This window comes from Shewanella sp. 10N.7 (assembly GCF_020806285.1).
GTDB classification, from domain to species: domain Bacteria; phylum Pseudomonadota; class Gammaproteobacteria; order Enterobacterales; family Shewanellaceae; genus Shewanella; species Shewanella electrodiphila.
Map to the genome: position 1 here is coordinate 73,730 of NZ_JAJGZS010000016.1, position 21,970 is coordinate 95,699.

The 21,970-nt window shown below is 42.4% G+C and carries 24 protein-coding genes and 1 riboswitch; of the genes, 15 read left to right on the top strand and 9 right to left on the bottom strand.

The features are described 5' to 3' along the window. Window positions 1-49: 49 nt before the first annotated feature. The gene (locus LMH66_RS11650; protein ID WP_102527598.1) at window positions 50-1,699 is read right to left on the bottom strand and encodes an electron transfer flavoprotein-ubiquinone oxidoreductase; all 1,650 of its coding nucleotides are present in this window, start codon (window positions 1,697-1,699) and stop codon (window positions 50-52) included. 211 nt (window positions 1,700-1,910) lie between these two features. Continuing rightward, window positions 1,911-2,044: riboswitch (molybdenum cofactor riboswitch) on the top strand. Between LMH66_RS11650 and moaA the strand changes: the two genes are divergently transcribed. The 11 genes from moaA (at window position 2,032) to LMH66_RS11705 (ending at window position 10,600) form a co-directional block, all read left to right on the top strand. Continuing rightward, window positions 2,032-3,012 (top strand): GTP 3',8-cyclase MoaA, encoded by a 981-nt coding sequence (moaA, locus tag LMH66_RS11655; protein ID WP_229370203.1) that lies wholly within the window; start codon window positions 2,032-2,034, stop codon window positions 3,010-3,012. It overlaps the preceding riboswitch by 13 nt. A 96-nt stretch (window positions 3,013-3,108) precedes the next feature. Further along, window positions 3,109-3,591, top strand: coding sequence for a cyclic pyranopterin monophosphate synthase MoaC (gene moaC, locus LMH66_RS11660; RefSeq protein WP_229370206.1), 483 nt, complete (start codon window positions 3,109-3,111; stop codon window positions 3,589-3,591). Window positions 3,592-3,677: 86 nt separating this feature from the next. Next, the gene (gene moaD / locus LMH66_RS11665) at window positions 3,678-3,926 is read left to right on the top strand and encodes a molybdopterin synthase sulfur carrier subunit (protein WP_102527601.1); all 249 of its coding nucleotides are present in this window, start codon (window positions 3,678-3,680) and stop codon (window positions 3,924-3,926) included. A gap of 1 nt (window position 3,927) precedes the next feature. Then, window positions 3,928-4,413 carry a molybdopterin synthase catalytic subunit MoaE gene (gene moaE, locus LMH66_RS11670; protein ID WP_102527602.1) on the top strand — a complete coding sequence of 162 codons (486 nt, stop codon included), beginning with the start codon at window positions 3,928-3,930 and terminating at the stop codon, window positions 4,411-4,413. Window positions 4,414-4,429: 16 nt separating this feature from the next. Further along, the gene (gene modA / locus LMH66_RS11675) at window positions 4,430-5,305 is read left to right on the top strand and encodes a molybdate ABC transporter substrate-binding protein (RefSeq protein ID WP_229370209.1); all 876 of its coding nucleotides are present in this window, start codon (window positions 4,430-4,432) and stop codon (window positions 5,303-5,305) included. A gap of 3 nt (window positions 5,306-5,308) precedes the next feature. Further along, complete coding sequence (gene modB, locus LMH66_RS11680) at window positions 5,309-5,989, top strand: molybdate ABC transporter permease subunit (RefSeq protein WP_102527604.1); 681 nt, start codon at window positions 5,309-5,311, stop codon at window positions 5,987-5,989. Further along, a complete protein-coding gene (locus tag LMH66_RS11685; protein WP_229370214.1) occupies window positions 5,970-7,088 on the top strand; it encodes an ABC transporter ATP-binding protein in 1,119 nt (372 codons plus the stop codon). Before modB ends, LMH66_RS11685 begins: the two co-directional genes overlap by 20 nt. Window positions 7,089-7,171: 83 nt before the next feature. Then, the gene (locus LMH66_RS11690; protein ID WP_229370217.1) at window positions 7,172-7,696 is read left to right on the top strand and encodes a PepSY domain-containing protein; all 525 of its coding nucleotides are present in this window, start codon (window positions 7,172-7,174) and stop codon (window positions 7,694-7,696) included. A 58-nt stretch (window positions 7,697-7,754) separates the two neighbouring features. Continuing rightward, window positions 7,755-8,432: a response regulator transcription factor gene (locus tag LMH66_RS11695; protein WP_229370276.1), complete on the top strand. Its 678-nt coding sequence runs from the start codon at window positions 7,755-7,757 to the stop codon at window positions 8,430-8,432. A gap of 67 nt (window positions 8,433-8,499) precedes the next feature. Beyond that, window positions 8,500-9,738, top strand: coding sequence for a sensor histidine kinase (locus LMH66_RS11700; RefSeq protein ID WP_229370279.1), 1,239 nt, complete (start codon window positions 8,500-8,502; stop codon window positions 9,736-9,738). A 184-nt stretch (window positions 9,739-9,922) separates the two neighbouring features. Further along, the gene (locus LMH66_RS11705; protein WP_229370218.1) at window positions 9,923-10,600 is read left to right on the top strand and encodes a TIGR01621 family pseudouridine synthase; all 678 of its coding nucleotides are present in this window, start codon (window positions 9,923-9,925) and stop codon (window positions 10,598-10,600) included. A gap of 21 nt (window positions 10,601-10,621) precedes the next feature. Here the strand turns inward: LMH66_RS11705 and LMH66_RS11710 are convergent, their stop codons facing one another. Beyond that, window positions 10,622-11,812, bottom strand: a complete 1,191-nt coding sequence (locus LMH66_RS11710) for a GGDEF domain-containing protein (protein ID WP_229370219.1) — start codon at window positions 11,810-11,812, stop codon at window positions 10,622-10,624. 144 nt (window positions 11,813-11,956) lie between these two features. Between LMH66_RS11710 and LMH66_RS11715 the strand changes: the two genes are divergently transcribed. Together LMH66_RS11715 and LMH66_RS11720 are read left to right on the top strand one after the other, a co-directional pair. After that, complete coding sequence (locus LMH66_RS11715) at window positions 11,957-12,124, top strand: YqaE/Pmp3 family membrane protein (RefSeq protein ID WP_102527610.1); 168 nt, start codon at window positions 11,957-11,959, stop codon at window positions 12,122-12,124. A gap of 163 nt (window positions 12,125-12,287) precedes the next feature. Further along, window positions 12,288-12,479 (top strand): DUF2986 domain-containing protein, encoded by a 192-nt coding sequence (locus tag LMH66_RS11720; RefSeq protein WP_229370220.1) that lies wholly within the window; start codon window positions 12,288-12,290, stop codon window positions 12,477-12,479. Window positions 12,480-12,526: 47 nt separating this feature from the next. Here the strand turns inward: LMH66_RS11720 and LMH66_RS11725 are convergent, their stop codons facing one another. The 3 genes from LMH66_RS11725 to moeA all read right to left on the bottom strand — a co-directional run bounded on the left by LMH66_RS11725 (window position 12,527) and on the right by moeA (window position 15,067). After that, on the bottom strand, window positions 12,527-12,874 hold the full coding sequence (locus tag LMH66_RS11725) for a DUF333 domain-containing protein (RefSeq protein ID WP_229370221.1): 348 nt from the start codon (window positions 12,872-12,874) through the stop codon (window positions 12,527-12,529). Window positions 12,875-13,011: 137 nt separating this feature from the next. Next, window positions 13,012-13,800: a molybdopterin-synthase adenylyltransferase MoeB gene (gene moeB / locus LMH66_RS11730; RefSeq protein WP_229370222.1), complete on the bottom strand. Its 789-nt coding sequence runs from the start codon at window positions 13,798-13,800 to the stop codon at window positions 13,012-13,014. A gap of 16 nt (window positions 13,801-13,816) precedes the next feature. Next, complete coding sequence (gene moeA / locus LMH66_RS11735) at window positions 13,817-15,067, bottom strand: molybdopterin molybdotransferase MoeA (protein ID WP_229370223.1); 1,251 nt, start codon at window positions 15,065-15,067, stop codon at window positions 13,817-13,819. Between the two features lie 134 nt (window positions 15,068-15,201). Between moeA and LMH66_RS11740 the strand changes: the two genes are divergently transcribed. After that, window positions 15,202-15,567 carry a GIY-YIG nuclease family protein gene (locus LMH66_RS11740; protein ID WP_229370226.1) on the top strand — a complete coding sequence of 122 codons (366 nt, stop codon included), beginning with the start codon at window positions 15,202-15,204 and terminating at the stop codon, window positions 15,565-15,567. 86 nt (window positions 15,568-15,653) lie between these two features. On the opposite strand, the gene LMH66_RS11745 is transcribed toward LMH66_RS11740, so the two are convergent. The 4 genes from LMH66_RS11745 to hslR form a co-directional block, all read right to left on the bottom strand. Further along, complete coding sequence (locus LMH66_RS11745) at window positions 15,654-17,501, bottom strand: M14 family metallopeptidase (RefSeq protein ID WP_229370229.1); 1,848 nt, start codon at window positions 17,499-17,501, stop codon at window positions 15,654-15,656. A gap of 208 nt (window positions 17,502-17,709) precedes the next feature. Next, a complete protein-coding gene (locus LMH66_RS11750) occupies window positions 17,710-19,251 on the bottom strand; it encodes a phosphoenolpyruvate carboxykinase (protein ID WP_229370232.1) in 1,542 nt (513 codons plus the stop codon). A gap of 252 nt (window positions 19,252-19,503) precedes the next feature. Beyond that, complete coding sequence (hslO, locus tag LMH66_RS11755) at window positions 19,504-20,367, bottom strand: Hsp33 family molecular chaperone HslO (protein WP_229370234.1); 864 nt, start codon at window positions 20,365-20,367, stop codon at window positions 19,504-19,506. Window positions 20,368-20,399: 32 nt separating this feature from the next. Further along, window positions 20,400-20,798, bottom strand: a complete 399-nt coding sequence (hslR, locus tag LMH66_RS11760; RefSeq protein WP_102527619.1) for a ribosome-associated heat shock protein Hsp15 — start codon at window positions 20,796-20,798, stop codon at window positions 20,400-20,402. Window positions 20,799-21,045: 247 nt separating this feature from the next. Here hslR and gspC point away from each other — a divergent pair, with 247 nt between their 5' ends. Beyond that, window positions 21,046-21,966, top strand: coding sequence for a type II secretion system protein GspC (gene gspC, locus LMH66_RS11765; RefSeq protein ID WP_102527620.1), 921 nt, complete (start codon window positions 21,046-21,048; stop codon window positions 21,964-21,966). Window positions 21,967-21,970 lie beyond the last annotated feature (4 nt).

Here is a 21,970-nt window from a genome sequence, read left to right on the forward strand (position 1 = left end):
TAAAAAACGCACTTTAGTCAGTGCGTTTTATGATGAGTTAATTGGTTAACTACATATTCGGGTAGTTAGGTCCGCCACCACCTTCAGGTGTTACCCAAGTGATATTTTGGCTTGGGTCTTTAATGTCACAAGTTTTGCAGTGAATACAGTTTTGCGCATTAATCACAAACTTATTCTCAGCGCCTTCAGCGACCACTTCATAAACTCCCGCAGGGCAATAACGCTGCGCGGGTTCATTGTATTTAATTAAGTTAACAGCAATAGGAATAGACGCGTCCTTGAGTTGCAGGTGACACTTCTGATCTTCTTCATGGAAGGTATTCGATAGATAAACCGATGATAATTTATCAAAACTGAGCTTACCATCAGGCTTGGGGTACTCAATCGGGGTGAAGTCTTTAGCCAGTCCCATATCAGCATGATCAGGGGTTTCATCGCGAAGCGTTATCGGGAACTTTCCGCCAAACCAATTTTGATCAATAAAGTTAAACGCACCACCTAAGTAGGTGCCAAACTTATGCAATGCAGGGCCAAAGTTGCGCGATTGAAATAGCTCTTCATGTAACCAGCTTTGCTCAATACGAGTTTGGAAACAATCTAAATCTTTACCAGCTTCAACACCTGCTATGAGTGCTTCGCCTAAGGTTTGAGCGGCGACAATACCGCTCTTCATAGCTGTATGTGTGCCTTTGATTTTGGCGAAGTTCAATGTCCCGGCATCACAACCAATAAGCAATCCACCAGGGAAGCTCATTTTAGGTAATGAATTCAATCCACCTTTAGCGATAGCGCGAGCGCCGTAGGTTAAGCGCTCACCACCAGTTAATGTTTGCGCAATAACCGGATGTTGCTTATAACGCTGAAATTCATCGAACGGGCTGACATGTGGGTTTTTATAATTCAAATCAATAATCAAGCCGACAGCGACTTGGTTATCTTCCATGTGATAAAGGAAGCCACCACCAGAAGTCCCTTGATTAAGCGGCCAACCGCCGGTGTGAACCACTTTACCTTCTTGATGTTGTTCTGCTGGAATTTTCCAAATTTCTTTAAAGCCAAGGCCGTAATGCTGTGGTGTTTTACCATTATCGAGATGATATTTCGCGATAAGTTCCTTGCCTAGATGGCCGCGACAACCCTCAGAAAATACAGTGTATTTAGCATGTAACTCCATACCTGGCATATAGCTGTCTTTTTCTTCGCCATTAGCGCCAACACCCATGTCACCAATTAAAATACCTTTCACACTGTTATCTTGATTAAACAGCACTTCACTTGCAGCAAAACCTGGGAAGATTTCAACACCTAAACCTTCAGCTTTTTCTGCTAACCAGCGTGTTAGGTTACCTACACTAATAATGTAGTTACCATCATTATGCATGGTTTTAGGCACTAAACTGTTCGACATTAATTGAGATTTTGAGTCTGAACTTAGCAGGTAAATCTCATCGTGAGTCACTTTAGTATTCAGTGGGATATCGGAATCACGCCAATCGGAGAACAATTCATCCAATACTTTAGGCTCAAAAACCGCACCAGATAATATGTGCGCTCCAACCTCAGAGCCTTTTTCAACAACACAGACAGTCATTTCTTTGTCTGCGTCTTGTGATATTTGCATTAATCGACATGCAGTAGCGAGTCCGGCAGGTCCTGCACCGACAATTACTACATCGAATTCCATAGATTCGCGTTCCATCATCTCACCTTTGATCTTCATTCCCCGGTTTATGGCGGGTTTGTTGTTATTTTTTTGTTTTACTCACCTTACCTCAAAAATGAGCTAGGTCACAGTAGCAAGTGCGATTTTGAGCTCGTGAGCTAGCTCGCAATTCTTTACAGATTTTGTACAAACCGGGACAAAATGTCATAAAAAGGTACTGATTAGAGCGAATTTAGGCCTATAATCAAAGTTGACGGTTCTCCGAGCTTTATATCCTACGTCCACAGATACGGGTATTTAGCCGTGGTAATAATGCCACCGGGGTGAGTAAAGAAATGCGCTTACCTCCCACACTTGGAAAGGTTAACATGTCCCAACTACAAGACAGTTTTGGTCGAAGATTTCACTATCTGCGGATGTCAGTCACTGACGTTTGTAATTTCAAATGTACCTATTGCCTACCTGACGGTTACAGACCTGATGGCAAGCCAAAGTTCCTCGCGCTAAATGAAATTGAAAATTTAGTGGCGGCTTTTGGTGAGGTAGGTACTCAAAAAATCCGCATTACCGGTGGTGAGCCGACCCTTAGAAAAGATTTCACCGATATCATTCGCGTCGTTGCTGATAATGACAACATTAAAACTGTTGCCACAACAACCAATGGTTATCGCCTCGAAAAGCACGCTAAAGAATGGTATGACGCGGGTTTGCGCCGAATAAATGTTTCGGTTGATAGCTTAGATCCGAAAATGTTCTACCAAATCACAGGCGAAAATAAGTTTGATCAAGTGATGCGTGGTATTGATGCAGCACTTGAGGCGGGCTTTGAGCGGATTAAAATAAATGCGGTACTGCTTAAAGGCTTAAATGACAAAGATTTGCCACGTTTCTTACACTGGATTAAAAGCACACCGATAGATTTGCGCTTTATCGAGTTGATGGAAACGGGTTTAGGCCATGATTACTTTAACGCCCATCATTTAGCGGGTCTTGATATCAAGCTAAAGCTTGAATCAGAAGGTTGGTTATATGATCTGCCGAGTGTTGATGACGGCCCTGCGCAAAACTTTAGTCACCCAGATTACCAAGGCCGTATTGGCTTGATTATGCCTTACGCTAAAAACTTTTGTGCCAGCTGTAACCGTTTGCGTGTATCAGCTAAAGGCAAACTGCATTTATGTCTGTTTACTGAAAACGGTCTCGATTTACGTGACTTATTACAACATGAATCTCAGCGAGCGGAATTAATTGAACGTCTGCACAGTCAATTAGCACAGAAAGAAGAAACTCATTACTTACATCAAGGGATCACAGGTGTGACCAAACATTTAGCCTCTATTGGTGGTTAATATAGAGCGATGTTAGGTGGCTAAGGTGTTGCAGCGTCGCTGTTAAACAGTATTCCTTTTCCATACTGAAATTAAGATCTAATAAGGCAAGTTAGCATGAGCAATTGTTTTACCCATATTAATGCCGATGGCAACGCTCACATGGTCGATGTGACTGAAAAAAATATTACCGAGCGTGAAGCACGCGCTGAAGCATTCATCGAAATGGCGCCTAGTACGCTTGAGATGATCATGAGCGGCAGTCATCACAAAGGAGATGTGTTCGCTACAGCGCGTATTGCAGGCATTCAAGCTGCGAAAAAAACCTCTGATTTAATTCCTTTATGTCACCCATTAATGTTGACTAAAGTTGAAGTGGATCTACAAGCTCAGCCTGAGTTTAACCGTGTTCGAATTACCAGCTTGTGTAAACTTTCTGGCAAAACTGGCGTGGAAATGGAAGCATTAACTGCCGCTTCAACAGCAGCACTTACCATTTACGACATGTGTAAAGCGGTTCAAAAAGACATGATTATCTCCCAAGTACGTTTACTCGAAAAACGTGGCGGCAAGTCAGGTCATTTTCAAGCTGAAGATTAATCAGTTTGGTGCGATTGTTGGCAGCAAGAATTGCTGACAATCAGTAAAACGTTATTTGTTAGACCCAATCAATACGAGACATCGACATGATCCAAGTTCTATTTTTTGCACAAGTTAGAGAGTTGCTCGGTACGGCTAAAGTTGAAGTTGCCGCTGAAGGTATTACTAATACTGAGCAGCTACGTGAAGCATTAGCCGCTAAAGATGATAAGTGGGCAAAAGTATTGTCATCAGACAAATTACTGGTAGCGGTTAATCAAACGATGAGTGCATGGGATGCGGCTGTTGTTGATGGTGATGAAGTTGCCTTTTTCCCACCAGTAACAGGTGGTTAATATGACCGTTAGTTCTGAAAAAAATCCTAGGCAAGTTGTGCGCGTGCAAACCGCTGACTTCAATGTTGCTGATGAATACAATGCGATTGCAAATGATAACAGTGATGGCGCAGTCGTAACATTTGCAGGGAAAGTACGTGATTTCAATGATGGCAGCGCTGTTACTGATCTTACTTTAGAACATTACCCAGGAATGACAGAAGCTGTATTAGTGCAATTAGCTGAACAAGCTTATGAACGCTGGCCATTAAATTATGTCACGATTATTCATCGTGTTGGCCGCATGGAACTGGGCGAACAAATCGTATTTATCGGCGTTACTAGCATGCATCGCAAAGCGGCATTTGCAGCGTGTGAATTCCTTATCGATTTCTTAAAAACCAAAGCACCTTTTTGGAAACTTGAAGCTGGCGAAGAAGGCAATAACTGGGTCGAAGCACGTGATTCAGATGAACAGGCAGCGTCAATGTGGAACGAAACCAAATAGCAAAGGATGCTTACCAATGACATTTAGCCGTCGAGTTGCATTAAAGGTTCAAAGTCTTTTACTTGCGAGTTTGTTAGGACTTTCTTCTTTGTTTTCGCTTACTGCATTTGCGGCTAAACCGCCAGCCATTGCAGCTGCGGCTAATGTTAAGTTTGCCTTAGATGAAATTGTGGCAAACTTTACTGCGGAAACGGGCTTAGCGATACGCGTTTCATATGGGTCTTCTGGCAATTTTGTCGCTCAGATCCAGCATGGTGCACCGTTTGAAATGCTATTAAGCGCCGATGAGTTTTATGTACAACAGCTTCATAAGGCAGGTAAAACCGATTCAGATGGTGATATCTACGCCATTGGTAAGTTAGCCCTAGTGGCGCCAAATAATTCCAAATTAGCATTAGATCCCCAATTAACAGGCCTAGCTGAAGCCGTCTCTGAAGGTGAAATCAAGCGATTTGTTATCGCCAACCCAGCTCATGCTCCATATGGTGAGCGCGCTCAAGCGTTACTTGAGAGCAAAGATTTATGGTCTGCGCTGCAACCTAAGATCATTATGGGCGAGAATGTTTCCCAAGCCGCTCAGTTTGCTTTAAGTGGTTCAGCACAAGGTGGCATTGTGGCATTGTCGCTAGCATCAGCACCGCAGTTTACCAAAATGGGCCGCTACATAGAGATCCCCCAGTCATTATATCAACCCATTAATCAACGTATGGTGCTGACTCCGCGAGCGGGGGATACCACTAAACAGTTTTATCAGTACATGCAGTCAACAGCTGCTCAGCAAGTTCTAGAGAATTATGGTTTTGGCTTTCCAGCCAACGTCAGCGATAAACATCATTTACACCAGCCTAAACTTCGTGCACCAAGACCAAGACAGCAAGTGGCGGAGCAGTAATTTATGGATTGGCAGTCGTTGTGGTTATCTGCAAAATTAAGTTCTGTAACCGTACTAATTCTGATCCCAATGGCCATTTTTGTCGGTCGCTTTCTGGCGTACAAACAATTTCGTGGTAAATCGTGGGTAGAAGCACTGATTATGGTGCCATTGGTGTTGCCACCGACGGTGATTGGTTATTACTTGCTTGTCGGTTTAGGTAGTCAAAGTCTTATTGGACAATGGGTCGAGCAATTTACTGGCGCCCAGTTAGTGTTTAATTTTTCAGGCTTAGTGATTGCCTCTATTCTGGTTAATATCCCTTTTGCTGTGCAGCCGATTCAGCGCGCCTTTGAAACCATACCCCATGATATTCCTGATGCAGCAGCGTGTTGTGGCATGAGCTGGTGGCGTATTTTTATCAAAATTGAACTACCTATGATATGGCCTGGAATATTGACCGCTGTGGTGTTGTGTTTTTCACATGTTTTAGGTGAGTTTGGCGTGGTGTTAATGCTTGGTGGCAACATTGCTGGCGAAACTAAAACTATCTCGATTGCTATTTATGACAGTGTGCAAGCCTTTGACTTTGAAGCGGCGGGTACGATGTCGTTAGTACTCTTGGTATTTGCTGTGAGTGTATTGGCAATAACGACAAGTTTATCAAGACGCTTAGGGGGGCAGCATGCCAACCCGCAACGTTGATTTAGAGACTCATTTATACTGCCAAATTGAGCAAGTATCACCCATCCCATTAATTGCTAACTTTAGCTGTAAAGCGGGCGAAGTCCTGGCGGTTGTTGGGCCTTCTGGTGGCGGTAAAACCACTTTGTTACGCATGATTGCAGGCTTAAGTGTACCTGAGAAAGGCCGGATTCAGTGTGGCGAACAGCAATGGTTTGATGACGAGCTGCGGATTAAGTTATCCCCTCAACAACGTCACATTGGTTATGTCCCACAACACTTTGGTTTATTTCCGCATCTTACCGCGCTAGAAAATGTGATTTCTGGCTTGGACCACATTCCTAAAAGTGAACGCAAAGCAAGGGCTTTAGACTGGCTTGAGCGAGTTAACTTACATGGGCTACCTGCTAGGTTGCCTGCACAGTTATCTGGCGGTCAGCGTCAACGTGTGGCTTTAGCAAGGGCATTAGCACGTGAGCCTTCGGTATTATTGCTCGATGAACCGTTTTCTGCGGTGGATAGAGAAACCCGTGAACGTTTATACATTGAGTTAGCCAGATTAAAATCACAGTTATCAATTCCTGTGATCATGGTGACCCATGATATGAACGAAGCTTTGTTATTGGCCGATAAAATGATTCTAATCAGCCAAGGTAACATGCTGCAGCAGGGCGAACCTTTTGAGGTATTGTCTCATCCTCGTAATGAAACCGTGGCTAGGCAGATGGGCCTTAGAAACATTTTCAATGCCGAGGTCAGTGGCCGAGATGCAGAGGCAAACATCACATGGCTTAAAATGGGCGAGCAAATCATTGCCAGTGACAGTGCACCTGAATTGGCAATTGGTCAGCAAGTGCGTTGGGTGATCCCAAACCAAGGCATTCGATTTAATGCGATTTCCAGTGGCCGTTTGTGTCGTAGTATCAATAAACTCGATATTGTTATCGAGTCAATGCTAGTCATGGGTGAGTCTGTGCGTGTGAAAGCGCGAATGGCGGATGTGGACGAGGTGTTCAATATGGATATTCCTTCGCATTTGGCTGAAAAACTCTCATTAAAAACCGGATTGGCAACAACGATTGCACTGAAATCTGAGCAAGTCCATATTCTAGAATCATGATCAATTATTAATCTTACAATGCTTGGGTCTTTTGCTGGGCTTAGGTAAAGTAACACTACTCCAATTCTCATTATGAGGCTTTCATGTTCCGTATCGTTCTGTCGTTGTTAGTCGTATTTCCATCAATGGTAATGGCTACCCCGACTATGCATACCTTGCTCTCAGAGGGTGAATACGTCCAACCACTTGTCGTGGTTGAACAAATTGAAACTGAATATAGCGGTGTCGTTTCATCGTTCGATATGGATGTTGAAAATGGTCAACTCATTTATGAAATAGACTTACTCAATCTAGATGACAGTGAAATTACCGAATTCTCATTTGATGCAAGTGACGGCAGCTTAATCACCAAAAAATTATCCGCTTTTGAAGCCGATGATTTAGACCAAGTTAAAGCCGCACGAGTACTCATCAAGCAAAAAATGACTTTTACTGAGCTCGTCACAATGGCGCAAAAAGGTCAAACGGGATATTTAATCGAAGCTGAGTTAGACCATGACTTAACCATCAGCTATCTAGAATTAAAATTACTCAATGTTTCAAGCAAGCATACGATTGCTTTTGATATTGAAGAATTACGTCCGCTGCCATTACTGCAGTGGGACTAATATGACTTGGCAATTAGCACCTTTACAGTCAAACGCTGTAGAACTAAGGAATAGCACTATGCGAGTATTAATCGTTGAAGACGATGCAACCACACTACAATACGTTGCTGAAGGTTTTACCGCACAGCAATATCAAGTTGATACTGCGACCAATGGCCATGATGGCTTACACCAAGCAAAGCATAATCAATATGACATTATCATTTTAGATCGTATGTTACCTCAGTTAGACGGCCTAACCTTGCTGACTGCACTGCGCAATAATGGTAACCAAACACCTGTGTTAATCCTTTCTGCGCTCAGTCATGTCGACGAGCGAGTAAAAGGATTACGTGCTGGTGGCGATGATTACATGACCAAACCGTTTGCTTTTGCTGAGTTGCAAGTGCGCGCAGAGAAGCTGATTCAACGTAATGCGCCTGCTGCGGCAAATACCGATCTTGAAGTCGGCAATTTAAGAATGGAATTGCTGACCCGCAAAGTAACATTAGATGAGCATGAATTAATGCTACAGCCTAAAGAGTTTCAATTGCTGAAATATCTAATGGAGCATCCAAATCAAGTCATTAGCCGTACATTATTGTTTGAAGCAGTATGGGATTATCACTTTGACCCGCGCACCAATGTCATTGATGTACATATTGCTAAACTTCGTCGTAAATTTGAAGAACTAGGCCATCCAGAGATCATTGAAACTGTTCGAGGGGCTGGATATCGCCTTTGCAAAGGGAATTAAACCCTACCAAAGCAGTGCTTGGCGGATAACGCTAATTTTCTCGACCTTGGTTACCTTGTTGATTGTGATGTTGGTATTTGGTTTATACCGCCAACTCGTTATTGAGCAAGAAAATCAGGTTGAGCAACATCTTGCCACTGAAATGCAGCGTTATCAGCAATTGGCATTAACGGTTGATCGCCGCAGTTTTGCTGCGCAAATTCGCGCAGCAGATCCTAAAACAGCCTTGATTGCTTGGCGAAACAGCGTTGATATGGTTGGGGCGCTGAGTTTTGTGCCTGACAACATGCCTTTATTGCCAAAAACCCGCGAATTTCCTATTTTAACCGGTGGCCCAGATAAGCTTCATATTCTCACCGGCGGCATTGTGATGACCCATTATGGGCCGGTGCTTATAGCGACTCGTACTGATAATTTAGCCGCATTAATTGATAAATTTATTAATGCTGCATTTTGGGCGGTGGCATTCACGTTAGGGATTACCTTAGCGGTTGGTTTTGTGTTCTCTAAAGCGATTTTAAGACGCTTGGTACAATACAATTTACTGTGTAAAAAGATTGAGCAAGGTGAGTACAACACCCGTTTGCCTGTGAGTCATAATCAAGACGAATTTGATATGCTTGCTGGTCAGTTTAATCGGGTACTCGATACCTTAGAACATAACTTAATGTCTGTTCGTGGGGTGACAGATAATATTGCCCATGACTTAAGAACGCCTTTGTCTCACTTACGCATTGGTATTGAGCAATTACCCAGTAAACCGACAGAGCATGTGCCAGAGTTGACCGCCATGTTGCTAGAAGAACTGGACCATTGTTTAGCGACTTTTGATGCCATGTTATCTCTCACTCGAATAGAAGAAGGTCAGCAAACCTTAGATATGCAGCCTGTGAGTCTACAACTTTTATGTGAAGACTTGTTTGAAATGGCTGAAGTGGTTGCTGAGTCGAAACAACAAACTTTGACTTTGTCTGCAGACAAAGACGTGACAATCTCTGGCGATAAATACCTATTGTTCCAAGCCTTATTTAACTTAGTTGATAATGCGATTAAATATGCCCCTGAAGATGCCACTATTGAGATAGTGCAAAAAGGCAGAAAGATCCAAATTATTGATAATGGCCCAGGTATTAGTGATGAAGATAAAGAAAGGGTATTTGATCGTTTAGTGCGATTAGACCCTAGCCGACATCACAAAGGCACGGGGTTGGGCTTATCAATGGTGAAAGCGATTTTATCCCGTCATCATGCTAAAATTGAGCTTAAGGATAATCATCCAGGGCTTATTGTCGACATTCGATTCTAGTCCTGTTTAGGTATATTCCTAGCTCATGTTAATCATTGGTATAAAGCCGATATATCAGGCTTGTACCAGTGATTTTTAGCACGCTTATTTCAGTGCTCTTATTCCAAAACGCTTATTTCAGAACTCTTAGTTCAGAAATTTAGTTCAGAGCTTGTATTTCAGTACTCTCATTAGAATCGAGACTATGTATCAAATTTTAGAACAACACCCAGACTTTATTGTTATCAATAAGTCTCCTAAGGTTCATTTTCATAGCCAAGATGGCACTGCAGGTGTTGTTGCGCAAGTTGAAGCAGATTTAGGTATTAAACTGTTTACGGTACACCGTTTAGATACTCCGACTTCTGGGTTACTTATATTAGCTAAAACCCCACAGGCAGCGGCAGAGTTTACTGAATTGTTCAGTGAACATAAAATTCAAAAGTTTTATCTGGCTATTGCCAAAGGAAAGCCTAAAAAGAAGCAAGGTGGGATTATTGGCGACATGGCCAAATCTCGACGCAGCATGTATAAACTGCTGCGCACTAAGACCAATCCTGCAATAACCCAGTTTTTCTCTCAATCTATTGGTGATGGCTTAAGATTATATTTGCTCAAACCATTAAGTGGGAAAACTCACCAATTACGTGTCGCGTTAAGCAGTATCGGTGTGCCGATCTTGGGGGATGAACTATATGGAGGCGAAGTGGCAGACCGTTGTTACTTGCATGCCATGGCATTGGACTTTGAGTATCAAGATAAACGATATCAGTTTATACAACTTCCTGAGATAGGGGATGTGTTTCAAGCACCATCAGTCACCGACATTTTACAACAAGATTGGCAAGCGCCAGAAATGCTTGCTTGGCCTAAGCATACTTAAGCGTAGGCCATTCTCTTTTATTTAGAACTTGTCGTTTAGGGTTGGATTAGCACTTTTAATGCAGTTACGGCCACTGGCTTTAGCTTCATACATGGCTTTATCAGCTAAATGAAGTAACGCTTCAGCAGGTAAGCTCTCATTAATCGTCGAGAAACCAATACTGGCTTCAATGGCAATGGGTGTTCCTTGCCACTCAAAGTTCACTTTCGCTAAGGCCAGTTGTAGTTTTTTCGCCACACAAAGAGCTTTTTGCTCCGACGTCAGCGGTAAGATGAGAACAAACTCTTCACCGCCATAACGGCATAAATAGTCTATTTCTCGAGTGATACTATTAAGTTGCTTAGCAGCAACTTTAAGAACCTCATCGCCTGCAGTGTGGCCATGGACATCGTTGATTTGTTTAAAATGGTCTAAATCAATCAAAATCACACTGTAGCTGACCTTGTCGCGTAGCCATCGAGCATGTTCTAGGGCTAACTTGTTTTGTAGTGCATTTCGATTCCAAAGCCCAGTTAATGTATCTTTATTCGCTAGGGTCATTATTTTCACCACAAGACGATTAATGGTGTTTCCTATGATGAGGATATTAACTAATAAAATTAATACGATATAGACCCATAAAATAGGCACTGATTCCTCAGTGTTAAACGCCGCGTAGGTAGCGACCTTTTCGGGATAAAGTATCAAAATACATGCCCTGGCTAAGAACATAATGCCAATGATTAAAATCGGAATAACTAACCAGTAAGTGGCGAAAGCAGTAAAATTCTTCTTAAAGGCGACATAATGATCTTTTGCTAGCATAAAGAAACAAACAGCGGCAGCTAAAGATAAAATAATCATTAAATATGCCGAGCTACTGTTTTGTGGTTTGGCGAGTAACATGCTGCCGATGGAAACAAGAACTAATGTAATATCAAATTGGTGGCTAGATTTTAAATGATAAAGTCGCTGCGCGCCCCAGCGTAAAAAGCAAAAACCTACTAATATAATATTGTCAGCTACTAGCCAATGCAGGTAACTTGGTTCATGGGTACGTTGAGTATAAAGCAACATGCCTAGTAACACGCAGAAGTTGGCTAACGCAAAACGCCAGCTAGCACTGGGTGCGACTCGCATAGGAATAACCATGACAGTCCATGCGATTGTTCCTGCGAAACACAAGATACAAATCACTTGAATTAGAATGAGGCTGCTACTAGTTTCTATCATTGAACCTGCACTAAATGATTAAAAATTGAGGATAAGTTGATTGTGTTGAATATCATAATAATATTTGATCTGTTTCACAAATTGTTGCAATTATGAACATTTTGGTTGATTAATTTTTACAATTTTAAAGGGAAAGAAATAATTATGGATACAAATAAACTGCTGCTAATTGTCATTGCAATCTTACTACCGCCGGTGGCTGTGTTTTTGAAAAAAGGCATGGGAAAAGATTTACTGATTAATATTATTCTCTGTTTACTGTTCTTTGTTCCAGGCTTGATCCATGCCATTTGGGTGGTGATACAAGATTAACCTGCTGGGTTTATTGAACGATGAGAATACCAATTCTGATAATATTTGGAATTGGTATTTTTGTATTTAGGGTTGTAGAATCGCACTCCGATTTATATCGCTTGTATCGAATATGTGCTTTATAGCAAAGCTGTTGTTTCAGAGAGTTTAAGGTGAAATTAGTATGAATAGACGTAAAAAGATTAACCAAACGCTCAAAGGGAAAGCGAAAAAAGCCAATGCGAAAAAAGCAGGTAGTAATAAACCTAAGTATGTTTCTAAAGCTGAGCGAGAATTAGTACAACAGGCTGAGCAACAAGAGGCGAGTCAATTGGCTGTATCGAGCGACGACAATCAAGAAGTTACAGCAGAGTAAGTCGGTTAATTGATATCACTTAACATCGCCAAGGTGGTATCAAGCTATTAGCTTTGTTGATGATCACGCCTAAATAACTCCCACTGCTCAATCACTTCACCATCAGGCAGAGTGCAAAGCGACACATCGCCATTAATGTGCTTAATGGTTTCTAAGGTGCCATCTTTATCTATGCAATAATCAGCTGCAGGGTTACTCATGTGTAGCGGCTTGATTTCATCGTCTGAACAGGCGCTTAAACCACAGAGTATTACGACGTATGATAACAGCTTACAATTACTGAGCTTACGAGTGGGTGTTCGAGCAAATAGCGCAGTAAACGGGTACCACAGATAAATGCGGGCTAACTTGTTAGTGCAGTATGCAATATTGGCTATAGTTAATTGTTCGAACATAGTAGATCCCTATGACAGATTTCTATGAATGAGCGTTATAAAAGAGCTGATAATTAAGCCGTTTTCTTTTATCAACTATAGCCAAGATTGTGACTTTTAGTAAAACTTTGATTGTTAATGCTTGCTGATTAAGAACCTTATACAGGTGCCGAGCACACAGAGCAGTTAGCTTGCTTCGGTAGTTTCATTTCACGAAACTCCATCGTCATCGCATCTATCATTAAAATACGACCATTTAAGCCTTGGCCCATTTGGCTGATGGCCTTAATGGCTTCAGTCGCCTGAATACAACCTACTAAACCAACAACTGGCGCCAAGATACCGGACTCGACACAGGTTAATTGTTGTTCGCCAAACAAGCTGCTGTAGCAATGGTAGCAAGGCGAAGATGACTGATAATCGAATACCGTTACCGTGCCTTCCATACGTATTGCAGCAGCTGAGATAAAGCTGATTTTATGCTTAAAACAGCTTTGGTTAAGTTGTTCTCTGACTTGAACATTATCAGTGCAGTCTAGTACTAACATATGCTCAGATACCAAGTGTTCAATACGCGCTTCATCAAGGAATTCGTTGATAGTATTGATGGTAATTAATGGGTTTAATTGCGCCAATGTCTGCTTGGCAGAGTCCACTTTGGCTTGACCAATATTTTCATCGTAGTGCAATACTTGGCGCTGTAAATTAGATAATTCAACCGTATCAAAATCAACAAGGGTCATTTCACCCACACCGGCCACAGCTAAATATTGGGTTACAGTACAACCTAGGCCACCTGCGCCAATCACTAATACTTTTGCTTGCTTGAGTTTTTCTTGGCCTTCAATATCCATAGCTTTAATGGATATTTGGCGGCTATAACGCAGCATTTCATTGTCTGACAAAATGTCCAAATCATCAGCTGCGTTTAGGGATAAATCACTCATTAAACTTCCTTAGCAATTAACACAATACGCTGTTGAATGGTTCAACATTAACTTGAGCGCCAGAGGCAATATCGCCTTGTTCTTGCTCTAAGTTAATAAAGCAGTTAGCTAAACTCATCGAGGTAAGCATGCCTGAGCCTTGACCACCAGTGGTTGATACGACGAGTTCACCGTTGTCATCACGGCTCAAAATACCACGTTGATATTCTGCTCGGCCAGGTTGTTTGCGAATGGCACTCGTTAGGGTCGCTTTAACGATTAATGGCTCTTTCACCGTTAAGCCTTGCATCTTATTGACGATTGGCCAAACAAGTTTGTAGAAGGTGACCATTGATGAAACAGGGTTACCTGGTAAGCCGCAAAAAACGGCCTTGCCTAATTTACCGAACGCAAATGGCTTACCGGGTTTAATCGCTAAGCGCCAGAAGGTAATTTCACCTTCCTCAGAGAGAATTTGCTTAGTGTAATCAGCATCACCAACAGAAACGCCGCCAGAGGTCAGCACCATATCCGCTTTTTTCGCTGCTTCTCTAAACGCACCGCGAATCGCTTCTTTGTCATCTTCGATAACGCCTAAATCGATCCATTCAACATTCGCTTGGGTGAGTAGGCCTTTAATCGAGTAGCGATTAGAATCGTAAATCTGCCCAGGAGCCAGCTCGCTTCCTACTGGTCGCAGTTCATCTCCTGTTGAAAAGAAAGCGACTTTAAGACGGGCTTTTACTCTTATTTGGCTGATGCCGATTGTAGCTAATACGCCCATTTCTGCCGCGCGAATTTGAGTGCCACTTTTGAGTACATTGGTGCCAGCGGTAAGTTCTTCACCACAGTAGCGAATGCTATTGCCTTTGGCATTTGGGTGTTCAATGGTGATCTTGTCACCGTCAGCAGAGGTTTTCTCCTGCATTTGTACCGTGTCATAACCTGCAGGAACTGGCGCACCAGTCATAATCCGAATACAGCTGTTGGCTGGGATCTTGCCTTTGTAAGGGTGTCCTGCAAATGAGGTTCCGACCAAGGTTAGCGTGGTAGCTGTTTCACCTGTCAGTTCATCGAACTTAAAGGCATAACCGTCCATTGATGAGTTATCGAAAGGAGGAAGGTCGATACAAGATGCCAAATCTTCAGATAAAATACGGCCAACAGCCTCATTTAAGCTAACCATTTCGCTTTGTTCAATGACACTTACTTGATCAAGTAAAGCATTAATGGCATCAGTTGGGTGCATTAAACCAGGCTGTGCACAGGCATCAGATTTTGTTGACATCGTAGCTCCTCGCATGACATTTGCCATGTTGTGGTTTATCTAAGGCTGGCTTAGATAATAAGATTCATTTTTGATTCCGCATTATGCCATGATAGCGGCAGATAACTATGATCAGACCGAAGGTTTTTATATCTATGACCAGTAAAAGTGGCGCAATAATTAATAATGCCATTATTTCCGAAAAGGTTTCCGAAAAGGTTTCCGCAGAGGTTCCTGTCATCAAGCCTGTATCGAAAAAGAACGACTGGTTTCTTTATATGGTGAAATGCCATAACGGCCATTTATATACAGGCATTACCACAGATGTTAAAAGACGTTTTGCTGAGCATCAGGCTGGTGGCACAAAAGGAGCCAAATACCTTAAAGGCAAAGGGCCATTAACTCTGGTCTATCAAGAAAGTGTCGCAGACAGAAGCTTAGCGACAAAACGTGAGTTAGCGGTTAAAAAGCTCACTCGGGCTAAAAAACTCGCCTTGATCGCAGATTATCAAACGGATTAATTATCCTGTGAAGCTAAAGCCAATAAGAAGCCACCTGAAAGATTATCTTCAGGTGGCTTTTTAGTCATTTGGTCTTGTTTAGTTAATTATCGTGAACGTAGCACAGGGTATTTCATATATTGATTATCGTAATAAGGGCTTCTTTCATAAAACCAGCGCAGTCTTGCTTTTGAATCATTAGCAAAGCTTTCATCTTCTAATGCTGTTTTAAACTCTGCCGCTAAGGCTTCATCTTCTGCTAACATTTTTGCTGCGAGTGGCTCTACAGCATAATCTTCGATGTACTCAGTCCGAGTGAAGATGCTATTGAAAAAGCCCCATTGGAAAAACGAATCGGCAGATTGTGGTTCAAGTAATAAAATCGCTAAATCACCTAATGGTTGATTGGTTGCAATTTGAATCGTGCCAATAGGTAATGTTGTTTCAATATTCACTTTGTTGCTGGTGGCTTTGACGCGTTGTCTGCCTTCATAATCTTTTTGATTAAATGTCGGCTCTGCAAATTGATACTGGCTTAGTTTGAGCGTTTTAGCTTCAGTCAGTGGCGTCATTCTGACGCCATGAATCGATAGGCGCTCAATCACTTGGTGCCACTGGGCAGGTACATAATAGTATTTAGGGCGTTGAGTCATAACATTCGCTTCGGTATTACCCATGACTGGTAAGTTAGGGTAAAGCTTAGGTTGCCCATTCCAGCGCACTACCTCAGTGCCACTAATTTCACTGGTTTCAAGCGAATAACCTATACCTTTGAAATCCCAACCTGGCTGCTCAACTGTATTCCAGGTTAATGGGACCTGTTGTCGGCGTTGGTACTTATCTTCATAAATTGCCGCTTTTAATTTTGTGCCATGCTTCGCCACCGTTTTAAGGGTTTGCTCTAACATGACGTATGTGCCTAATACTCTTTGTTTAAAAGGTTTTAAGCTGTGGTTTTCAATTAAAATGGTGGGTAAGTGGCGTGCATCGCCATAACCATTTGAAAATCTAGGACTTGGATTCCAATAAGATAAGCCTTTTGACAAGTCAGTATTGTCTAACGCGAACACTAAAGGCCCAGGGACATGGCCATTATCTGTCAGTGCAGATTCAACTTCTGGGCGGTAATATTTTTCTAACCATTCATAGCTTGCAGGGCTGTAGCCTTGTTTTACGTTATAGCCAAAGGTGACATCGTACTGATAATCAATACCGTCAGTGACATGAACATCAATATATAAGTCAGGTTGCCACACATTGATGGCACGGATCATATGCTGTAATTCTAGCGTATCTAGTTTGGCGTAATCACGGTTTAAATTTAGGTTTCTAGCATTGGTGCGCCAACCCATATCGACAGGGCCACGCTGGTTTACACGGTTGTACTCATCACTTCGCTCATGGGCGTCGACGCTTAAAATTGGAACAAATAACAGGTTCACTCTATCAAGCAAAGCTTGCTTATCGCCTTGAGTCATATCCCGTAACAGCATCATCCCCGCATCTTTTCCGTCAATTTCACCAGAGTGAATACCAGCTTGGACTAAAATGGTGGGCTTATTGCTTTCTGAGAGTGCTTCCGGTGTTGCCGCTCCTGATTCTGATGCCACGACCATCCAAATATCACGACCTTGAGGGCTTTTACCAATCGAGACTTGTGATAACAAATCACTACTATCAACAAGTTTATTTAGCCATTGATGGGTGGCTTCGTAATCAGGACTATGTGCTAAACCATTTTGCTCAAATGGCGTTGACCAAGGTGATGAGGCATCTAAAATGAGCGCTTCACTTTGGCCTTGCCACGGTTGAATAGGCGGTAAAATCTCATCATTGATAAATGGGTGGGAAGCTAAACTGGGTAATTCTGTTAAGGCTTGTTCTGAGGTTTCGGCCATACTAGAAAAAGAAAATAGCGAATTGATCATTAAACTGGCAAGTATGGCGCGGCGCATAGATATCCCTATGTGTGAGCAAATAGAATGTCGTTTTATATTAAATCAAATAGGAAGAGAGACAAGAGCTTAGCGAGAGGTAACTGATAATATTACTGTTTAAAATGTAACAATTTTGAACAAAGGGATAAAATAAAAAAGCCTCAATGTCACTTGAGGCTTTGTGTTGGCGCAATCATATATTGACGCGTATTACAGCATCAGTGTGCTAGCTATTAGGCCCAGCGGCTTTGATTGCATCCGATACCTGATATTTAGCAAAGTTCGCTGTGAACTCTTCGGCTAATTGCTGGGCGTATTTTGCGTACTCATTTTTGTCAGCCCAAGTATTTACTGGGTTGAGCAATTGAGTATCAACGCCTGAAACCGCTACAGGTACAGCGAGGTTCAGTTTATCAATATGCTGAGTTTCAACATCTTTTAGCTCGCCACTGACAATCGCATCAACAATTGCACGAGTGGTTGGAATATCAAAACGTTTACCAACGCCGTGAGGGCCGCCAGTCCAACCAGTATTTACTAGGTAAACACGACTACCAAATGACTCAATACGCTTCATTAATAGTTCTGCGTACACACCAGCAGGGCGTGGGAAGAAAGGCGCACCAAAGCAGGTTGAGAACGTTGATTGAATTGCTGAAGTTGAGCCCATTTCAGTAGAGCCCACTTTTGCTGTGTAACCCGACAAGAAGTGATAAGCCGCTTGCTCTTTAGTTAACACTGACACTGGTGGTAATACACCAGAGACATCACAAGTTAAAAACACCACTGAGTTGGGTTCAGCACCACGGTTTTCTTCTTTACGCTGAGCAATATGCTCTAACGGGTAAGCTGCGCGGCTATTTTCTGTTAATGTTGTATTCGTATAATCAGGCACTCGTTGTTCATCTAACATGACATTTTCAAGTACCGTACCAAAGCGAATCGCATCCCAAATCACCGGTTCGTTCTTCTGGCTTAAGTCGATACATTTTGCATAACAGCCGCCTTCGATATTGAATACACCGCCGGGAGCCCAACCATGCTCATCATCGCCAATAAGAAAACGTTTTGGATCAGCAGATAAGGTAGTTTTACCTGTACCTGATAAACCAAAGAATAATGTGGTATCACCATCATGACCGACATTGGCAGAGCAATGCATAGGAAGCACGCCCTTAGCTGGCAATAAGAAGTTTTGTACCGAGAACATCGACTTTTTCATTTCACCGGCATACTTAAGTCCAGCTAGAAGGACTTTTTTGTCGGCAAAATTGATCATCACAACCGCATCAGAATGAGTGCCATCGCGGGCAGGGTCACAAACAAATTCAGGCGCATTCATTATTTGCCAAACGTCTTTATCGCCTCGGTTAAACTGCTCTGGAGTGATAAATAAGTTGTGCGCAAAAACTTGATGCCATGCATATTCTGTGGTGACTCGAACGGGAAGGTAGTGCGCATCGTCAGCACCTACTTCTAGCTCAGATACGAATATGTCTTTCTCAGATAGATAAGCTTCAACGCGGCCCCAAAGTGCATCAAAAGTATCTGCTGCAATACCTTTGTTGACTGAGCCCCAATCAATATCATCTTGAGTATTGGCTTCTTGAACAATAAAACGATCATTAGGGGAACGACCAGTACGTTCGCCTGTTTTTGCTACTAATGCGCCATTGGCGGTTAACTGCCCTTCATTACGTTGTAAAGCAAGTTCAATTAACTCAGCGCTAGTAAGGTTGAAGTGTACGCTGTTTGTTCCATCTGTCATCGGGTGCTTCTCCGTTGTAAATAGGTCGTTTATCGGTCTATATTGCCGATTTATAGTTGGGATGACTTACGTTCTCGCTTGCTTATGCTAAAACTAATTTAGCAAAGCCATTGTAACGTAATAAACAAAACAGGTAACCAACAGTTTGGTAACTTTTTTGTAATTTGAGCTGGTTTTTTAGTTTTGATATAGATTTTTACATTAAAAAAGCGCCTAAGGCGCTTTTTTTTGAAAGTTATTAGGTAGGTTGGATCAGTTGCTACTGTTTCCAGCATCTAAGTTACCCGCATAAATTGCAGCAATATCGATGCTGTCGAAGGTATACATTTGCGGGCAATATTCACAGCCCATTTCGATTTTACCTTCTTCAGCTAGAATTTCTTCCACTTCAGTTTGCTCAATCGTAGCGAGTGCTTTAGCGCTTCGCTCTCTTGAGCAAGTACATTTAAAGCTAACGTCTACAGGATCAAACAGACGCACATCTTCTTGATGATAAAGGCGATGTAAAATGTCTTCAGCTTCTAACGTAAATAGCTCTTCTTGCTTAATGGTCTCAGTGAGCGCCAATAAGTGGTTGAAGTCTTCGTTTTCTTCAGTTTGAGTGGGTAACACTTGTAGCAACATACCCGCAGCTTGCTTACCATCAGCGAATAATGAAATGCGTGTTGGCAATTGCTCTGATTGGTTAAAGTACTCTTCTAAACAAGCGGCAAGATTATCGTGATCTAATGACACAATACCTTGGTAACGCTCGCCTTCATCAGGCGTCAGAGTAATGACCATCACACCTTTACCGAACAAATCACTTAAAGAGGCATCATCAGAAAACTCACCATTCCAGCGAGCAACACCACGAAGAGCTTGCAAGTTAGTGCCATTAATCACAGCAACAGAAACAGGCCCGTCACCTTGCAGTTGCACACTGATGTCGCCAGTGAACTTGATGGTGGCAGTCAATAATGAGGTCGCAGCCATAAGCTGTCCCATTATCAGTTGAAGTGCCTTTGGGTATTCATGTGCTGATAGGATTTCTTGATAACTTTTTTCAAGTTGAACCATTTCACCACGGACATCGGCATTATCAAATAAGTAGCGATGTAATATATCTTTGCTCATGTTTTATCTCGTTTGTTGTACTTTAACTATCGTTATAGATCTTTAAAGCGAATAAGTTGGCGACGTTGTTTTTTATCCGGCTTATTTTCTGGAGCGGGATTGTTCAATATATTCAAACGTCTGGCTTCGGCATTAAACGCTCTTTTGCTAATGCTCTCAGCTGTTTCTTCGTATAGCGTTTGCGCTACAGCAGCCCCTTGTCGGTGTTCCGACAACTGAGCAATAATTATTTCCCTATCATCATGGCCTTGACGTAAACGTATCTTGGCACCCACTTCAGCTTGTTTGCTGGATTTAGCGCGTTGACCGTTATAGTGCACTTTTCCGCCATTGATCATCTCTTTTGCTAATGAGCGTGTTTTATAAAAACGCGCCGCCCATAACCATTTGTCGAGTCGAACAGTCACTGTTTTAGATGGAGCTTGGCTCATCTAACACCCCCAAAAGTGGTACGAGTTCACACCGTTGACATTTTTAACGTGTAAAATGCAGGCGAGAGCCCAATATCGTGGCGTTTCTCACAGCCTTTTTAGGCGCGCAAATGTAGCATATTCGGTGCAATTTCGCCAATCCATATGCTATGGGCTTGTTGCAATAAGCTGGCTGGGTTAGCATGATGCAGTATTTCCTAAATTAACAGAATTAGAACAGCGACCTGCTAGAGGGTCAAAGCCGAATATGGATGTATTAGATAAAATTATAACTAAGGCTGCGGGAATCCCCCAAAAGCCATTAAGCACAGCTGTATTCTGGTTAGGATTAGTGATTGTGCTATTACTGACAGCGCAGATTACCTGGAAGCTAATGCCAGTAAATTCTCAGGCAGTTGCATGGCAACCTTCGCCAACTTCGGTAGCAAGCGCTAAACGGGTTGAGCTAAGTAGTGTCCAGCGATTGGCATTATTTGGCGAAAAAGACGCCAATGCAGATGGCCGCCCTAATAAACCTGCTCCAGTTGAACAAATTACTGATGCACCTAAAACTAACCTTTCTATTTTATTGACGGGGGTGGTGGCTTCTACTTCTGATACCAACGGTCTTGCTGTCATTGAATCAAAAGGTAATCAGGAAACTTACGGCTTAGGTGACAAAATTAAAGGCACTTCTGCTTCGCTGAAAGAAGTGTATGCCGACCGTATCATCATTACTAATGCTGGCCGTTATGAGACATTAATGTTGGATGGTTTAAATTATACCACCCAAAGCCAAGCTAACCAGTCATTACAGCAAGCCAAAAAAGACCGTCAAGTACAGCGTGACGATCGTCGTCAAAATGCCGAGGTTGCTCAGCAAATCAGTGATTCACGTGATGAACTATTAGCTGATCCAGGAAAGCTGACTGACTATCTAGCCATTTCTCCAGTTCGCGGCGCCGACGGTGTCAGCGGCTATCGCCTCAACCCAGGTAAAAATAAATCTTTATTTGCGGCTGCGGGATTTAAAGCAAATGATTTAGCCAAATCCATCAACGGCTATGATTTGACCGACATGGGACAATCATTAGAAGTTATGGCGCAATTACCAGAATTAACAGAAGTCGGCGTCATGGTTGAACGTGATGGACAGTTAGTAGAAATAATTTTTAGTTTGCCAGAATAGTTAG

Excerpts from the sequence above, each read along its gene's own strand:
- LMH66_RS11650 (WP_102527598.1), bottom strand. The coding sequence starts at position 1,699 with ATGGAACGCGAATCTATGGAATTCGATGTAGTAATTGTCGGTGCAGGA.
- moaA (WP_229370203.1), top strand. The coding sequence starts at position 2,032 with ATGTCCCAACTACAAGACAGTTTTGGTCGAAGATTTCACTATCTGCGG.
- moaC (WP_229370206.1), top strand. The coding sequence starts at position 3,109 with ATGAGCAATTGTTTTACCCATATTAATGCCGATGGCAACGCTCACATG.
- moaD (WP_102527601.1), top strand. The coding sequence starts at position 3,678 with ATGATCCAAGTTCTATTTTTTGCACAAGTTAGAGAGTTGCTCGGTACG.
- moaE (WP_102527602.1), top strand. The coding sequence starts at position 3,928 with ATGACCGTTAGTTCTGAAAAAAATCCTAGGCAAGTTGTGCGCGTGCAA.
- modA (WP_229370209.1), top strand. The coding sequence starts at position 4,430 with ATGACATTTAGCCGTCGAGTTGCATTAAAGGTTCAAAGTCTTTTACTT.
- modB (WP_102527604.1), top strand. The coding sequence starts at position 5,309 with ATGGATTGGCAGTCGTTGTGGTTATCTGCAAAATTAAGTTCTGTAACC.
- LMH66_RS11685 (WP_229370214.1), top strand. The coding sequence starts at position 5,970 with ATGCCAACCCGCAACGTTGATTTAGAGACTCATTTATACTGCCAAATT.
- LMH66_RS11690 (WP_229370217.1), top strand. The coding sequence starts at position 7,172 with ATGTTCCGTATCGTTCTGTCGTTGTTAGTCGTATTTCCATCAATGGTA.
- LMH66_RS11695 (WP_229370276.1), top strand. The coding sequence starts at position 7,755 with ATGCGAGTATTAATCGTTGAAGACGATGCAACCACACTACAATACGTT.
- LMH66_RS11700 (WP_229370279.1), top strand. The coding sequence starts at position 8,500 with ATGTTGGTATTTGGTTTATACCGCCAACTCGTTATTGAGCAAGAAAAT.
- LMH66_RS11705 (WP_229370218.1), top strand. The coding sequence starts at position 9,923 with ATGTATCAAATTTTAGAACAACACCCAGACTTTATTGTTATCAATAAG.
- LMH66_RS11710 (WP_229370219.1), bottom strand. The coding sequence starts at position 11,812 with ATGATAGAAACTAGTAGCAGCCTCATTCTAATTCAAGTGATTTGTATC.
- LMH66_RS11715 (WP_102527610.1), top strand. The coding sequence starts at position 11,957 with ATGGATACAAATAAACTGCTGCTAATTGTCATTGCAATCTTACTACCG.
- LMH66_RS11720 (WP_229370220.1), top strand. The coding sequence starts at position 12,288 with ATGAATAGACGTAAAAAGATTAACCAAACGCTCAAAGGGAAAGCGAAA.
- LMH66_RS11725 (WP_229370221.1), bottom strand. The coding sequence starts at position 12,874 with ATGTTCGAACAATTAACTATAGCCAATATTGCATACTGCACTAACAAG.
- moeB (WP_229370222.1), bottom strand. The coding sequence starts at position 13,800 with ATGAGTGATTTATCCCTAAACGCAGCTGATGATTTGGACATTTTGTCA.
- moeA (WP_229370223.1), bottom strand. The coding sequence starts at position 15,067 with ATGTCAACAAAATCTGATGCCTGTGCACAGCCTGGTTTAATGCACCCA.
- LMH66_RS11740 (WP_229370226.1), top strand. The coding sequence starts at position 15,202 with ATGACCAGTAAAAGTGGCGCAATAATTAATAATGCCATTATTTCCGAA.
- LMH66_RS11745 (WP_229370229.1), bottom strand. The coding sequence starts at position 17,501 with ATGCGCCGCGCCATACTTGCCAGTTTAATGATCAATTCGCTATTTTCT.
- LMH66_RS11750 (WP_229370232.1), bottom strand. The coding sequence starts at position 19,251 with ATGACAGATGGAACAAACAGCGTACACTTCAACCTTACTAGCGCTGAG.
- hslO (WP_229370234.1), bottom strand. The coding sequence starts at position 20,367 with ATGAGCAAAGATATATTACATCGCTACTTATTTGATAATGCCGATGTC.
- hslR (WP_102527619.1), bottom strand. The coding sequence starts at position 20,798 with ATGAGCCAAGCTCCATCTAAAACAGTGACTGTTCGACTCGACAAATGG.
- gspC (WP_102527620.1), top strand. The coding sequence starts at position 21,046 with ATGGATGTATTAGATAAAATTATAACTAAGGCTGCGGGAATCCCCCAA.